Here is a 14,939-nt window from a genome sequence, read left to right as displayed (position 1 = left end):
ACTAGAAAGGGCCGATTGCGTCTTACAACACACGATACCCACCCACTGGAAGCAATCATGCTTTTGAAGAACAAGAGTCTCCTCGCGGTCATGTCCTGCGCCCTGATGCTCGCAGCCGCTCCATTACTCCCCGCTGACCTCTCTGCCATGAACGCTGCCTACGCGAAGGATGGTGGTGGTGGTGGTGGTGGTGGTGGTGGTGGTGGTGGTGGTGGCAACGGCGGTGGCGGTGGTGGCGGTAATGGCGGCGGCAATGGCGGTGGTCACGGTGGCGGTACGGGCGGCGGTCATGCCGGCTCGGATCACGGAAGTGCCAATAGCAACGGCCGTGGTGATGGGCTCAGCAGTGATCATGCCGGCAAAGCGGTTCGCGACCACGGCGAAAGCGGCAACCACTATGGCAGTGATCGCAATGGCGATCGCGGTCATGGTGCAACGACTTCAGGCGTTGCCCATTCCAAAGACACGCGCGGCGTGGCCAAAGCAACGGCCATCTCGGACACGACGCCAGGGGATCACAACTCGAAAGGGTTGAGCAAAGCCGGGACATCGACAGCCAAGAAGTCACACTGATCCGCTGTCCCTGCAACACGCAATACACATAAAAGGGCGCCTGAAAAGGCGCCCTTTTTTATGCATTCGCGCTTTTCATCACAAGGAGGTCTTCGGTTAGTGCATCAATGGCCGCGTAGTCATTTGATCGACACAATGACCTTGCCCTTGGCGCGTCCCTGCTCGACGTATTTCAACGCCTCAGCCGTTGCTTCAAAGGGGAACGTTCGATCAATCACCGGATTGATAATACCGGCCTCAACCAGTGCGCTGATCTGTTGCAGTTGGGCGCCGTTGGCGCGCATGAACACAAAGGTGTAACTGACGTCCTGCTCGCGTGCTTTACGCCGAATGCCGAAGCTCAGCAGGCGCATGACCTGCTGCAGGGGCCAGGACAAGCCTTGCTCCCGCGCAAACTGCGCAGTGGGCGGGCCTGAAATGGAAATCAGCTGGCCACCCGGCTTGAGCACCTTGAGTGACGTCTCCAGGACATCAGAGCCGAGGCTGTTCAACACCACGTCGTAGTCGTGCAAAACACTGTCGAAGTTCTGCTGCGTGTAATCGATCACCACGTCAGCCCCCAACGCCTTGACCCATTCGACATTCGCGGTGCTGGTGGTTGTGGCGACAAAGGCACCGAGGTGTTTGGCAAGCTGAATGGCAACGCTGCCGACGCCGCCGGAGCCAGCGTGAATCAACACCTTCTGGCCTTTTTGCAGGCGGGCGGTGTCGACCAGCACTTGCCAGGCAGTCAATGCCACCAACGGCAGGGACGCGGCTTGCGCCATGCTGGTGTTGGCCGGTTTCAGGGCGATCGCGTTTTCGTTCACGGCGATCAACTCAGCGAAGGTACCAATCCGCGTTTCCGGCGGGCGAGCGTACACCTCGTCTCCCGGTTTGCAGCGTGTCACTTGCGAGCCGATTTCAATCACCACGCCGGCCAGATCGTTGCCCAGAATCAACGGCAACGAGTAGGGCAGGATCAGCTTGAATTCGCCTGCGCTGATCTTCGAGTCCAGCACGTTGACGCTGCTGGCATGCACTTCGATCAAGACGTCGTGAGGACCCACTGCGGGCACGGGCGCTTCGCCGATGCGCCCGGGCTGCTTGCCGTAGCGATCAATCAGAAATGCTTTCATCGTGGTGCGGCTCTTATCGGTTAGAGGGAGGGTAGCCGGTGGGTGGTCAGGCATCGAGGAACGCCCGCGCCTTGGCCACGAAATCAACGTGGTGCTGGAAAATGCCGCCATGTCCGGCATCTTCATAAATCACCAGCTCTGCGTGGGGGATACGCTTGGCCAGCTCAAATGAATTGAGGCTGGGCACCATGATGTCGCTATCGCCGTTGACGACCAGCGTTGGCGTGCGCAAGCGCCCAAGGTCTTGCGGCGCCTGTTGGCCCCACGCGGTGATCGCTTGCAACTGCCGCAGGAAAGCGCGGGGCGTCGGACCTTTGTCGCGATTTTTTTTACGTGCTCGCAGGCGCTGCAGATACTGCGAGGCGGCTCGACGGCCATTGGCCGTGGAAGTAAAAAACAGATAGAACTTCGGATCGCGAAGGGTCAGCAAGCCCTTGAGGATCAAGGGCCACGACACCGGGCCAACCTTGTCGATACCGCTGCCGCCGGCCGGCCCGGTGCCGGTGAGAATCAAACGCCGCACCCGGTCAGGCGCTTTCAGAGCGATGTCCTGAGCGACGAAGCCACCGAGGGAGAAGCCAAGCACATCCACGGTTTCCAGCCCCAGCGCGCGGATCAACTGGATGGCATTGTCAGCCATTTCGCCGACGGTCAGCGGCGCGGTTCCCCCGGAGCCACCGATACCGCGATAGTCGGTGGTGATGACGCGTCGGGTTTGCGCCAGACCATCAATGATCGCCGGGTCGAAGTTGTCCAGCACTGCGCCCCAGTGGTTGAAGAGTATGAGGGGCACACCGATAGCGGGTCCGGTGTCGCGGTAGGCGAAGGGGATGCCGTTGACCGTGATGGACTGGTTTGCGGCGTGGATGAACGACGTCGGCGACGCCGAAGGGGGATTGGTCTGTGCTGAATTCATTACGACTCCGGATTGCAGGACGGATTCGATGCCGCGCCTTACGCCTGCATCGAATCCGCCGCACATGCTCGTCAGCGAAAGGTCACTGTGGCGTCTGGTAGCGCTCGGCAACCGCTGACTGACGGATTTGCCCGATCAGGCCCAGGCGTGCGTCCTGCAGGACATCCCAGCGCTGCGCTTCGTGCAGCGGCGGGATGGTCACCGGTTCACGACGATCGAAACCGACGAGGGCGGCATCCACCAGATCGCCCACCTCCATGATTTCGCTCAAGGTGTTGATGTCGACGCCGGAGCGATCCCAGATTTCCGTGCGCGTGGCGGCCGGCAGGACAGCCTGCACGTAGACGCCCAGAGGCGACAGTTCCAGGCTCAATCCTTGGGACAGGAATAGCACGAATGCCTTGGTCGCGCCGTAGACCGTCATGCCGAATTCCGGTGCGAGACCCACTACCGAACCGATGTTAATGATCGCACCATCACCGGCCTTGGCCAGGCGTGGAGCAATGGCGCTGGCGAGCCGCACCAGCGCGGTGGTATTGAGCGCGACCAGTTGCGCCACTTTCTCGGTGCTTTGCTCGACGAAGTGGCCGGACAGCGCGGCGCCGGCGTTATTGACGAGGATGCCGATGCGGGCGTCCTCGCGCAGACGGCTTTCAACGGTGGTCAGGTCGCCGGGTTGGGTCAAATCTGCCGGGATCACATCGACGGCGACGTCGTGTTCGCTGCGCAAGCGCACGGCCAGTGCGTCGAGGCGCGCCTGATCACGGGCGACCAGCACCAGATCGTGGCCGCGTTGCGCGAAGCGCTCGGCGTAGACGGCGCCAATGCCGGTGGAGGCGCCAGTGATCAGAACAGTAGGGCGAGTGCTCATGGGTATCTCTCTTTCAAGGTGTGAGAAACAGAACGCGCTCAGCGTGTGCTGACGCTTGATTCAGCCAGTGTCGGGTAGTCGATGTAGCCTGCCGCGCCGCCGCCATAGAGGGTGGCGGGATTGAACGCGGACAACGGCGCACCGAGTTTCAAGCGTTCCACCAGATCCGGATTGCCAATGAACGGGCGACCGAACGCGATCAGGTCGGCCTGGTCTTCAGCGAGTTTCGAAGTCGCCAGGTCGAGGTCATAGCCGTTGTTGGCGATGTAGGTGTTTTTGAAGCGCTGGCGCAGGGCGGCGAAGTCGAAGGGCGCCACATCACGCGGGCCACCGGTCGCGCCTTCGACCACGTGCAGGTAAACCACGTTGAGGGCGTCGAGTTGTTCGACCACATAATCGAACTGCGCCTGCGGATCGCTGCTGGATACGCCATTGGCCGGCGACACCGGCGACAGCCTTACACCGGTGCGATCTGCGCCGATTTCACCGATCACTGCCGTGGTCACCTCCAGCAGCAGGCGTGCACGATTTTCAATCGAACCGCCGTAAGCATCGGTGCGCAGATTGGCGTTGTCCTTAAGAAATTGATCGAGCAAGTAACCGTTGGCACCGTGAATTTCCACGCCATCGAAGCCGGCGGCGATCGCGTTGGCCGCTGCCTGACGGAAATCGTTGACGATCCCAGGCAGTTCGCTGATGTCCAGTGCGCGCGGCTCGGAAACGTCTTCGAAGCGGTTGTTGACGAACACTTTGGTGGCGGCGCGCAGCGCAGAAGGGGCCACAGGCGCGGCGCCGTTTTCCTGCAGGTCGACATGCGAGACGCGGCCGACATGCCACAGTTGCAGGAAGATTTTTCCGCCGTTGGCATGCACTGCATCGGTCACGGCGCGCCAGCCGTCGACCTGTGCCTGCGTGTAGATCCCCGGGGTGTCCTGATAACCCTGGCCCTGTCGGGAAATCTGCGTAGCTTCGCTGATCAGCAAACCGGCGCTGGCGCGCTGGCTGTAATAGGTCGCCGCGAATTTGCTGGGGACGAAACCCTGGCCGGCGCGGTTACGTGTAAGCGGCGCGAGAACGACGCGGTTCGACAGCGTGAGATTGCCCAGCGTGTAAGGGGTGAACAGGGTTTGCTCGGTCATCTGATGTTTCTTCCGTGCCGGTTGATGAAGATCGATGGTGCGAGCAATTAGGATGATGATCGAAATCTAAACTGTCAATGGTTTTGATTATGGCCAACATCTATGTATCATCGGACGCAGGATTTCCCCGGAAACACGAGGTATTGCACGTGAGAGTGACCAAGGCCCAGGCGCAGGCCAATCGAGAACACATCGTTGAAACCGCCTCGGAGCTGTTCCGTGAACGCGGCTTTGACGGCGTCGGCGTGGCGGATCTCATGGCGGCCGCCGGTTTCACCCATGGTGGTTTCTACAAACACTTCGGGTCGAAGGCCGACCTGATGGCCGAAGCCTCGGCGTGCAGTCTGGCCAAATCGCTGACAGCCGCCCAGGCGCTGGATGTCCCAGGGTTCATCAACATTTACGTGAACAGAGAGCATCGCGACGGACGTGGCGACGGTTGCACCATGGCTGCGTTGGGCGGCGACGCGGCGCGCCAGTCGGATGAGGTGAAAGCGACGTTTGCCGAGGGCATTGAGCAGACCCTGCAAACCCTGGGCGAGAAATACCCGACAGCGTCGGGGGCCGAGGCGGGAGAGGGGCGCAGGCAGATGATCGACCTGCTGTCGCGGGCCGTCGGCGCGATTATCCTGTCGCGTGCCTGCCCGGACGATTCCGCGCTGGCAGATGAAATCCTGGAAGTGTGCCGCGCGCAAATGCTCGCTTCGTTGCCGGCCGATAACGCCGACGTGCAGTAGAAGTACAGCTCACTCCGCGAGCGCTTTGGCCTTGGCGATTGAAAGCACTTGCGGCAGATGTGCGCCGTTCTTTGTGGCAAGAATCTCGGCCATCACGCTGACCGCGATTTCCGCCGGCGTCTTGCTGCCGATGTACAGGCCGATCGGCCCGTGCAGGCGCTCGAGCGACGCCTCGGTCTCGCCAAAATGCTCGATCAGGCGTTCGCGACGCAACTGGCTGTTACGCCGCGAGCCGATCGCACCGATGTAGAACGCCGGGCTGTGCAGCGCTTCGAGCAAGGCCAGATCGTCAAGTTTGGGATCATGACTCAAGGCGACGATGCAGGTGCGCAGATCGACCGCGAAATCCCGGACCACGTCATCCGGCATGCCGACAATGCGCTCAACGCCATTCACCGCCCAGGTCTCGATGTATTCGGGACGCGGATCGCACACCGCCACCTTGAAACCGTTGAACAACGCCATGGTGGCCAGATATTCGGCCAGCGCGCCGGCACCGATCATCAGCATCCGATAGCCCGGCCCCAAGGTGTTGAGCATCTGCACGCCATCGAAGCTGAACTGTTCCGGCGTTGCGGTCGGTTCGAGGATCACCTGACCGGATTCCAGCGCCAGGCGACGGCGAACCAGTTGCCCGGTGTCCAGTTGCGTCAGCAGCGCATCAAGCGACTGCCACGCCGGGTTGAACTCAAGGATCAGTTCGAGCGTGCCACCGCAGGGCAAGCCGAAGCGATGCGCTTCATCGGCGCTGACGCCATAGCGCACCACTTGCGGCGTGCTGTCGCTAAATGCGCTGCCGCCATGGGCCGTGGTATAGCGATGGATCAGATCGTCCTCGATGCAGCCGCCGGACACGCTGCCCACTACGCGGCCGTCGTCACGCAAAGCCATCATCGAACCCGTCGGCCGTGGTGATGAACCCCAAGTGCGCGCCACCGTGGCGAGCAACATCCGCTCGCCGCCGGCAAGCCAGTCCCGCGCTGTGCGCAGGACCAGCAAGTCGATGCTTTCCATCAGAAACTCCTCTTAGCGCATCTGCAGAATGATCGGGCTGCTGCTCGCCGGATCGGTGTGTTCACGCAGCTTGCCCACCGTCTGCGCATCGACAGCACCGCCCTGATTGCCCCAGGTGCTGCGCATAAAGGTCAGCACTTCGGCGATCTGCTGATCCGACAGCTGCTCACGGAATGCCGGCATGCGATAGGCATCCGGCACGCCGGCCGCCACCACCCGTTGCGAACCATTCAGGGTGATGTTGATCGCCGAGGCGCTTTGCTTGGCCAAGGCCGAAGTCGCGCCCGCCAGCGGCGGCATCCATTCGGCCTGGCCCTTGCCGTCCAGACCATGGCAGGAAGCACAGCGCGTCACGTAGGTATGAGCACCGGGCGAATCGAGACGTTCCGCTGCCGATACCGTTTGATACTGCCACGGCGCGCCGTCCCGTTCGCGATCCCCGGGAAGCGACTTCAGGTAGTGGGCAATCGCGCTCAGATCTTCATCGCTCATGAACTGCGTGGAGTTGTTGAACGCTTCGGTCATCGAGCCGTAGACCACCGCATGTTTATTGCGTCCGGTCTTGAGGAACTGCACGATCTCCGGCTCGCTCCAGCGGCCTAGCCCGGTGTTGTGATCATCACGCAGGCTCGGTGCGTACCAGCCGTCGAGCAGGGCGCCGGCGAGGTACGGCTTACCGTTTTCATCCAGTGCCTTCTCGTTGAACGCCAGGCCGCGCGGTGTATGGCAACTGCCACAGTGCCCGGCGCCTTGAACGAGGTAAGCGCCACGATTCCATACTTCATCCTGCGACGGTTTGGCCGCGTAAGGTTCGGCGTCGACAAACACGCCGTTCCACAGTGCAATCGGCCAGCGCAGGTTCAGCGGAAACGGAATCGCACTGGGGATGTTCGCCTGTTTCACCGGCGCCACGCCTTTCATGAAGAACGCATACAGCGCACGCACATCGTCGTCACTGAGCTTGGCGTAGGACGGGTAGGGCATTGCCGGATACAGACGGCGACTGTCGGGTGCCACGCCGTGACGCACTGCTCGGTCGAAGTCCGCGAGACTGTAATGGCCGATGCCGGTTTCCGTGTCGGGGGTGATATTGGTCGCATGGATCGCGCCCAGCGGCGTGGCCATTTCCAGGCCGCCGGCAAACGGCGCACCGCCCGGCACGCTGTGGCAGGCCACGCAATCGCTGAGCCGGGCGACGTATTCGCCACGAGTGACCAGCGCCGGTTCGATGTCGGCCACGGCGATCTGATGGTTTTCCAGGCGCGAGACGGGCTCGCGGGTGACATACCAGGCCAGCAGGCCTGCCGCGACCAGGCACGGCACTGCCAGCCAGCCTGCGGTTCTTGCGAATCGGCTGTTATTCATGGACGCTCCGGCGCTGATCAAGTGAAGGTGTGTCGGCTCATGGGCAGGCTGCGCACCCGCTGACCGGTTAGCGTCGCCACCGCGTTAGCGACGGCGGGCGCGACCGCTGGCAACGGTGGTTCACCGATGCCGCCCATTTTTTCCCCGCTCTCGACCACACGCACATGGACCCGAGCCATCCGCGCAGGCGGCAGGATCGGGTACAAGTCGTAGTTGCGCGCCCGGGGCTTGCCATCCACCCACACGGCTTCTTCCACCAGTGTTTGCGACAGTCCCAGCGCCACGGCGCCATTGACCTGCGCCTCGACAATCGCCGGGTTGACGATGCTGCCCGGATCAATCGCTTGCCAGATGTCGTGCACCTTGACCTGGCCGTTTTCGATGGACACCTCGGCGATCACCGCCGTCTCCGTACCGAACGGCGAAGCCATGGCCACACCGCGTGCACGCCGACTGCCATCCTCGGCGGTAAACGGGCCGCGCTTCCAGCCTCCCGACAGTTCCGCCACCGCTTGTAGCAGTGTGGTCAGGCGCTTGTTGTCACGCAGCAAATGCAGGCGCAGGTCGAATGGGTCCTTGCCGCCCTTGTCGGCCAGTTCATCAAGGAATGATTCGTAGAAGAAGTCATTGAGCGAATTGCCCACCGAACGCCAATAACCGAGCATGGCCGGGCCTTTGACGTAGATCTGTGCGATGCGTTTGTTGGGGATTGCGTAGGACTTGCCGGACAACCCTTCAAGCGCCGTCGGGTCGAGCTTGTCACCTTGCTTGCCGGCGAGGGCTTCGGTCGGGCCTTCGGTGGCACTGATCGCTTCGATTGCCAGCGGCCAGCCATCGCTGTCCAGCGCAGCGCGGAAATTCACCGCGGCAACCGGGCGCAGCACGTCACGCAGGAACTCTTCCTCGCGACTCCAGATCAGTTTGACCGGGCGGCCAACCGCTTTCGCCAGCGCGATCGCCTGCGGATAGGGACTGGCCGAATCGTAGAGAAAATGCCGGCCGAAGAACCCGCCCAGCAGCGGCGAATGCAAGGTGATGCGCGACGGGTCCAGCCCGGTGCGTTTGGCGATGTCGGCACGGAACATGTCCGGCGCCTGATTCGGCAGCCAGACTTCCAGCGAACCGTCCGGGTTGAATCTGGCCAGTGCCGAAGGCGGCTCCAACTGGCCGTGGTTCAGGTATTGGTTGTGGTAAGTGGCGTCGATGCGGGTCTTGGTGTCCTTGAGAATCGCAGCCACGTCGCCTTCATGTTCATCATCTTTGGCCGGGCCCTTGTCTTCAGCGAGGCGCTTGAACCAGGCATCGCTGGAAAAGTCGGCGGGCATCGGCCGCACTGGGCTGTCGGCCGTTGGTTCTTGCCAGTCGACCTGAATCGCCTCGACCGCACGTTTGGCGTGCCACCAGCGCTCGGCGACCACCGCCACGGCGCCCGGCAGACGATGCACGGAATGCACGCCTTTCATCGCCTTGACCTGATCTTCGTTGCGCAGGTTGCCCACGGTCATGCCCAGGCGCGGGGCATGTTGCACGGCAGCATGAAGCATGTCATCGACCTTCAGATCGATGCTGTAGAGCGCCTTGCCGGTGGATTTGTCATAGGCATCGAGGCGCTTCACCGGTTTGCCGATCCAGCGGAACTGGCTCGGATCACGCAGTTGCACCGAAGCCGGATCGGGAACCGGCAGATCCATCGCGCGCTCAGCCAGTTCACCGTAGGCCAACGAGCGGCCCGACTTGGCATGCACGACCTTGCCAGGCTCGGTGCTCAACTCGCTCACCGGCACGCCGAGTTGCTGCGCGCCCGCCTGCAACAGCATGGCGCGGGCGAGGGCACCGAGGCGACGCATGACCGGGTAACTCATGCGCACCGACATACTGCCGCCGGTGATGCGCATGCCGTTTTCCAACACCACATAGGCTTCGCCAGGCGGGGCGGCCTCGACCAGAAAGGTCGACGGATCGGCATCGAGTTCTTCACCGACAATCTGCGCCATCGCCGTGAACGTACCTTGTCCGCCTTCCATGAACGGGCAGAGCAGACGCACGCGGTTGTCCGGGCGGATCTCGAGAAACGCCGGCACCTGCGTGCCGCGTTCGGCCGTAGCCGCTGCAACGGCAGCTTGCACGCGTGTCGCCCCCAGCGGCAGACCGAAGCCGAGGACCAGTGCGCCGACGGCAGTGCCAGTCAGGAAACGTCTGCGCGACACATTGATCGGCTCGTGCAAATCCAGTACCGAGGCTTGCAGTGAGGGGTCGATTCGAACGGTCATCACGCGTCTCCCTTGCCGGCCAGCTCATGCACGGCGGCATGAATGGCGTTGTAGGTACCGCAGCGGCAAAGATTGACCATCGCCGCCTCGATCTGCGCATCACTCGGTTTGGGGTTTTGTTTGAGCAGCGCGGTGGCGGCCATCACCTGCCCGGACTGGCAGTAACCGCACTGCGCGACCTGCAGATCGACCCAGGTCGAGACCACCCGTTTGCCCACGTCATCGGCCTCGATCGCCTCAATGGTGGTGACCTCGCGGCCGACCACACCGGCCACCGGCGTGACGCACGAGCGCACCACATTGCCGTCCACCAACACTGAGCAGGCGCCGCATTGCGCCAATCCGCAGCCGTACTTGGTCCCGGTCATGCCCAGATCATCGCGGATCACCCAGAGCAAGGGCGTATCGGCGTCGGCATCGACCTGATAGGTCTTTTGGTTGATTCGTAGTTCCATGATTCACCCGCTGATCATCGGTTGACGTGCATTGTTATGAGCGGTGGCACGCGGCGAGGCGCATCACCGGTTTTCGTTCAATTCGCGACTGTGCCGAGGGCTTCGGCATCGAATGGCTGCCCGCGCAAAAGGGCAATGTCACGACTCGGCGCGGTGCCGAACAGGCGGCCATATTCGCGACTGAACTGCGAAGGACTTTCATAGCCGACGGCAAACGCCGCCCGCGAAACGTCGAGGCGCTCGACCAGCATCAGTCGGCGGGCCTCGTTCAGTCGCAGCCATTTCTGGTATTGCAGCGGACTCATGCCGGTGAGCTGACGGAAATGATGGTGAAAGGTCGGCGCGCTCATCTGCACCCGCGCGGCCAGATCGTCGATGCGCAGGGCATCGGTGTAGTTGACCTTGAGCCAGTCAATCGCTTTGGCGATGCGGTAGCCCTGACCATCGACGGCTGTGATCTGCCGCAGCCGTGCGCCCTGGTCGGTGTGCAGCAGCCGATAGTGGATTTCGCGCAGAATCAGCGGCGCCAGCACCGGGATTGCCTCGGGTTCATCGAGCAATGCCAGCAGGCGATCGAGCGCGTCCTCCAGCGCAGACGACAGGCTGCCAATCGCGGCGCCCGTGCCTGTTGATGGCTGGCGCCTGGCCGGCAAGCCGCTCTTGGTGATGACCTCAGCGAGCATGCCGACATCCAGTTTCAGCACGAGACCGACACAGGGCTGCTCAGGACTGGCAAGCGTCACTTCGGAGTTGGCGGGCAGGTCCAGCGAGGTGACCAGAAACCGCGAAGGGTCATAGCTGTAGCCCTCACCACCGACCCACAAGCGCTTCTCGCCGCGACCGACGAGAATCAGGCTCGGTTCGATCATGCACACCACGGGCGGCGCTGGTTGGTCGCGACGAAACAGCGACAAGCCGGGTATCGCCGTGGCGAAGTCACCCGGTGCGCTCACGCGCGGGTCAATGTGCAATGCCAATGGCGATTGTTGGGGCAGGGCGGTAGGGATCATCTGGGCTCACTCCGGTTGATCGAACTCTAATGCGCACGCGAGACGTTTCCTATCCATCACCCTGCATCGCCAGAGAATCAGGCAAGCATTCAAGAGGAATGCACTAGGGCAGGGCCGGATTGACCGGGAGAATGTGTCTATCTGTTACAGGGGCAGTGCTCGCGAGAGCGACAAACTGCTTGCCCCTGCGCATCACATCCACAGGTTTTTTGCACCACAGGTAGTTCCCATGACGTTTCCTTCTACAGATCCTTCTAAAAAAACAGGCGGCTGGAGCGCCGTGCTGGCCATGTCATTGGCCGCCTTCGCTTTGGTCGCTTCAGAGTTCATGCCGGTCAGCCTGCTGACGCCGATTGCGGCCGATCTGCACATCACCGAGGGCCAGGCCGGGCAGGGGATCTCCGTGTCCGGTGCCTTCGCCTTGATCACCAGCCTGCTGATCGCCTCGGTCGCCGCGCGCATCGAACGCAAGACATTGCTGCTGGGCCTGACCTTGCTGATGATTGTCTCCGGTACGGTCGTAGCGGTCGCGCCGGGGTACCCGTCATTCATGTTCGGACGTGCGTTGATCGGGATCGCGATTGGTGGTTTCTGGTCACTCTCGGCGGCGACCGCAATGCGTCTGGTCAAGCCTGAACAGGTTTCGCGTGCGCTGGCCATCGTCAATGGTGGTAACGCTTTGGCGACGGTGATCGCCGCTCCGGCGGGGAGCTTTCTCGGCTCGCTGATCGGCTGGCGGGGCGCGTTCTTCTGCGTGGTTCCGGTCGCAGTGCTGGCCGCCGTGTGGCTGCTGATCAGCCTGCCGTCGTTCAAGGCCGAGCGTCAGGTCGGTAGCGGTAACGTGCTGCGGCTGATGAAGCAGTTGCCAGTGGCCTTGGGCATGGTCGCCGTCAGCGTGTTTTTCATGGGCCAGTTCATGCTATTCACCTACCTGCGGCCCTTTCTTGAAGGCGTGACCGGCGTCAGTGTCTCGACCTTGTCCTTGATGCTGCTGGGGCTGGGACTGGCCGGTTTTATCGGCACCTTTCTGATTGATAGGTTTATGGGTCGCGGCCTCTACCGCACATTGACCGTCATCCCGCTGATCATGGCGGCCATCGCGCTGGCGTTGGTCAGCTTCGGCAAATCACCGGTGCTGACCGCGGTATTGCTCGGCCTCTGGGGACTGGTTGCTACCGCCGCGCCGGTCGGCTGGTGGACCTGGCTGGCGCAAACGCTGCCGGATGATGCGGAGGCCGGAGGTGGACTGCTGGTGGCGATTGTTCAACTGGCGATCGCAGGAGGCGCGATCATTGGTGGGCTGGCCTTCGATCTGAGCGGTTACAAAGCTACATTCGAGCTCAGCGCCGCTGTCTTGGTTGTCGCCTCAGTGTTGGCCTGGTTGGCGGGGCGCAATGCCACGCAGGTTCATTTTGTTGAGTCGAATGCGACGGCCTGAGGCGTCCGCCGTTCTTCATGAGGCAGTATTGGAACTCGATGAATGTAATTGGCCGCAGTCCACGATTCCAGTCATTGGAGACGGCGTTGCACTACAACCGAAAATGCCGATGAAGGCTTTGGGTGAGCAATTCGATTGCTTCGTCATTCGGGGTTGAAACGGCGCGCGCCAGAACCACCTCGTGCTCGCCAACGGGCGGAAAATCTTCAAGCACTTGCATTTGCGCAGTGATGGCTTCCCGGTCTATCAGGCCAATTCCTAGCCCGGCCTCCACACACGCTCGAACGGCCTGGGTCGAGGGACTGTCCAGCACCACCCGCCAGGTGCGCCCCTTGGCCCGCAATGTATCGAGCATCGCCCGCCGGTAAGGGCAATCGTCGGCGTACAGCGCCAGTGGCAGGGGGGCAGAGGTCTGGCTGAAAGTGGGCGTGGGTCCCGCTGTTCCGGCCACCCATACCGGCGTGGTCACAGCCAACACCTGTGCTTGAGTGGCGACTTCCACATCAGGCCGCGATGCTCTTGGACGTGACACCAGCGCCATCTGCACTTTACCTCGCTGTACCCAGTCGCTGAGCGTATAGCTCGGCGCCGTCAGCACCCGGAGCACCACGTTCGGCCACGCCGCGGTAAAGCCCGGCAAAATGTCGCGGATCACATGCGCCGCATACTCGTCGGGAACGCCCAGCGTTATCTGCCCGTTGAGCTGCGCGCCCTGCAGTTGCGCCAGCACCCGATCATGGGTGTGCAACAGGTCCACCGTCGACTTCAACAGCCGCTCGCCCAGCGGTGTCAGCGTCACCCCTTGGTTATCCCGATGCAGCAGACGCCCTCCGGCCAGCGTCTCGAGCCGCTGGACATGCACACTGACGGCTGCCGGGCTTTTGTGCAGAGCTTGTGCCGCCCCACTGAACTTGCCCAAGCGGACCACCGCATGAAACGTGCGCAGCAGATCAATATCGAGAGTGGTCGCCATCATTCAATAACCTTGAAGTACTTGTGTAGATTATTTTGATTTATAAGATTATAGGGCGTGCGTAGGGTTGTCCCCTATGAACATCACGAATGCGGTTTCCTGCTCATCCATCCATCGGCCATGGTTCGATCGCCTGCCAATACTTGTCCTGGAAGCGGGATTGGTCCTGGCTTGGAGTTCGGGCTTCATTGGCGCTCGCTTTTCCATCGATTATTCGCCGCCGTTGCTGGTGGTGTTCTGGCGCTGCGCGTTGATTTGCCTGGTGCTACTACCGTTCGTTGCCAAGGCGCTGCGCAATGCGTCAGCCAAAGCACTTTTGCAAAACGCAGGGATCGGGTTTTTGGCGATGACCGGATATTTGTGGGGTGTGGTGCAAGGTATTGCTTTGGGCGTACCCGCAGGCTTGGCTGCGTTGCTGGCCGACATGTTGCCCATTGGCATGGCGCTGCTGACCACAGTCATGCCAGGTCACCGCCTCTCATGGCGGGTCTGGCTCGGCCTTGGCACCGGCCTGGTCGGCGTAATACTGGTAGGCCGAGATGCATTGACGCTGAGTGACGCTCCTCTCTGGACCTACTCGCTGCCTCTACTGGGCATGGGCTCGCTGGCCCTGGCGACGCTGTGGCGCAAGCAATTGTCCCCGCGCACGATGATGGCCTTGTTGCCTAACCTGTGGTTGCAATGCGCCGTTTCGGCAATTGCATTCGGTGTGCATCAGAGCTGGCAGGGCAGTCTTGTCCCGCAGCTGACCGCAGGTTTGGCGATAAGTGTGCTGTGGACCGCCGCCGTGTCGACGGTTGGCGGTTATGGTCTGTACTGGCTGTGCTTGCGGCGTTCGAGCGCTACCCGAGTTGCCAGCGTGCTGTACCTGAGCCCGGCGGTCACCTTGGTGTGGGCATGGGTCGCCTTCGGCGAACCTTTGTCGTGGCTGATGGCAGTCGGAACCGCAATTTCAGTGCTGGGTGTCTGGATAGTGGTGCGTGCCGAGCGTGAAAGCGACAAACAGCTAAATCGAAACTCGCAGTAGGTCGGCCGTTCGTGGTGTATAGCCGCGATTGGA

The 14,939-nt window shown here is 61.9% G+C and carries 14 protein-coding genes; 4 read left to right on the top strand and 10 right to left on the bottom strand.

Annotated features, from left to right (window positions below; genetic code table 11):
* The first annotated feature begins 57 nt into the window (after positions 1–57).
* Positions 58–573, top strand: a complete 516-nt coding sequence (locus ACM6IV_RS26720) for a hypothetical protein (protein ID WP_414872351.1) — start codon at positions 58–60, stop codon at positions 571–573.
* A gap of 119 nt (positions 574–692) precedes the next feature.
* Here ACM6IV_RS26720 and ACM6IV_RS26715 read toward each other — a convergent pair whose 3' ends face one another.
* From ACM6IV_RS26715 to ACM6IV_RS26700, 4 genes are all read right to left on the bottom strand, one after another.
* Positions 693–1,691, bottom strand: a complete 999-nt coding sequence (locus ACM6IV_RS26715) for an NADP-dependent oxidoreductase (RefSeq protein ID WP_414872350.1) — start codon at positions 1,689–1,691, stop codon at positions 693–695.
* Between the two features lie 46 nt (positions 1,692–1,737).
* Positions 1,738–2,607 carry an alpha/beta fold hydrolase gene (locus tag ACM6IV_RS26710; protein WP_414872349.1) on the bottom strand — a complete coding sequence of 290 codons (870 nt, stop codon included), beginning with the start codon at positions 2,605–2,607 and terminating at the stop codon, positions 1,738–1,740.
* 82 nt (positions 2,608–2,689) lie between these two features.
* A complete protein-coding gene (locus ACM6IV_RS26705) occupies positions 2,690–3,478 on the bottom strand; it encodes an SDR family NAD(P)-dependent oxidoreductase (RefSeq protein WP_414872348.1) in 789 nt (262 codons plus the stop codon).
* 38 nt (positions 3,479–3,516) lie between these two features.
* Entirely contained in the window at positions 3,517–4,617 is a 1,101-nt protein-coding gene (locus tag ACM6IV_RS26700; RefSeq protein WP_414872347.1) for an alkene reductase, read from the bottom strand.
* A 149-nt stretch (positions 4,618–4,766) separates the two neighbouring features.
* On the opposite strand from ACM6IV_RS26700, the gene ACM6IV_RS26695 reads away from it, so the two are divergent.
* Complete coding sequence (locus ACM6IV_RS26695) at positions 4,767–5,354, top strand: TetR family transcriptional regulator (RefSeq protein ID WP_414872346.1); 588 nt, start codon at positions 4,767–4,769, stop codon at positions 5,352–5,354.
* A gap of 9 nt (positions 5,355–5,363) precedes the next feature.
* On the opposite strand, the gene ACM6IV_RS26690 is transcribed toward ACM6IV_RS26695, so the two are convergent.
* The 5 genes from ACM6IV_RS26690 to ACM6IV_RS26670 form a co-directional block, all read right to left on the bottom strand.
* Positions 5,364–6,368 (bottom strand): XdhC family protein, encoded by a 1,005-nt coding sequence (locus tag ACM6IV_RS26690; RefSeq protein ID WP_414872345.1) that lies wholly within the window; start codon positions 6,366–6,368, stop codon positions 5,364–5,366.
* A gap of 12 nt (positions 6,369–6,380) precedes the next feature.
* Positions 6,381–7,733, bottom strand: a complete 1,353-nt coding sequence (locus ACM6IV_RS26685) for a c-type cytochrome (RefSeq protein ID WP_414872344.1) — start codon at positions 7,731–7,733, stop codon at positions 6,381–6,383.
* A 17-nt stretch (positions 7,734–7,750) separates the two neighbouring features.
* Complete coding sequence (locus ACM6IV_RS26680; protein WP_414872343.1) at positions 7,751–10,003, bottom strand: molybdopterin cofactor-binding domain-containing protein; 2,253 nt, start codon at positions 10,001–10,003, stop codon at positions 7,751–7,753.
* Positions 10,003–10,458 (bottom strand): (2Fe-2S)-binding protein, encoded by a 456-nt coding sequence (locus tag ACM6IV_RS26675; protein ID WP_027613020.1) that lies wholly within the window; start codon positions 10,456–10,458, stop codon positions 10,003–10,005. Before ACM6IV_RS26675 ends, ACM6IV_RS26680 begins: the two co-directional genes overlap by 1 nt.
* A gap of 77 nt (positions 10,459–10,535) precedes the next feature.
* Positions 10,536–11,468 carry an AraC family transcriptional regulator N-terminal domain-containing protein gene (locus tag ACM6IV_RS26670; protein ID WP_414872342.1) on the bottom strand — a complete coding sequence of 311 codons (933 nt, stop codon included), beginning with the start codon at positions 11,466–11,468 and terminating at the stop codon, positions 10,536–10,538.
* 229 nt (positions 11,469–11,697) lie between these two features.
* On the opposite strand from ACM6IV_RS26670, the gene ACM6IV_RS26665 reads away from it, so the two are divergent.
* Positions 11,698–12,906, top strand: a complete 1,209-nt coding sequence (locus tag ACM6IV_RS26665; protein WP_414872341.1) for an MFS transporter — start codon at positions 11,698–11,700, stop codon at positions 12,904–12,906.
* 91 nt (positions 12,907–12,997) lie between these two features.
* Here the strand turns inward: ACM6IV_RS26665 and ACM6IV_RS26660 are convergent, their stop codons facing one another.
* Positions 12,998–13,879 carry a LysR family transcriptional regulator gene (locus ACM6IV_RS26660; protein ID WP_414872408.1) on the bottom strand — a complete coding sequence of 294 codons (882 nt, stop codon included), beginning with the start codon at positions 13,877–13,879 and terminating at the stop codon, positions 12,998–13,000.
* A 76-nt stretch (positions 13,880–13,955) separates the two neighbouring features.
* On the opposite strand from ACM6IV_RS26660, the gene ACM6IV_RS26655 reads away from it, so the two are divergent.
* Positions 13,956–14,906 carry a DMT family transporter gene (locus ACM6IV_RS26655; RefSeq protein WP_414872340.1) on the top strand — a complete coding sequence of 317 codons (951 nt, stop codon included), beginning with the start codon at positions 13,956–13,958 and terminating at the stop codon, positions 14,904–14,906.
* Positions 14,907–14,939 lie beyond the last annotated feature (33 nt).

It is taken from the genome of Pseudomonas sp. IT-347P (assembly GCF_949768005.1).
Taxonomy (GTDB): Bacteria; Pseudomonadota; Gammaproteobacteria; order Pseudomonadales; family Pseudomonadaceae; genus Aquipseudomonas.
The sequence above is the reverse complement of the archived record's forward strand: the minus strand, read 5'-3'. Positions and strand labels throughout refer to the sequence as shown.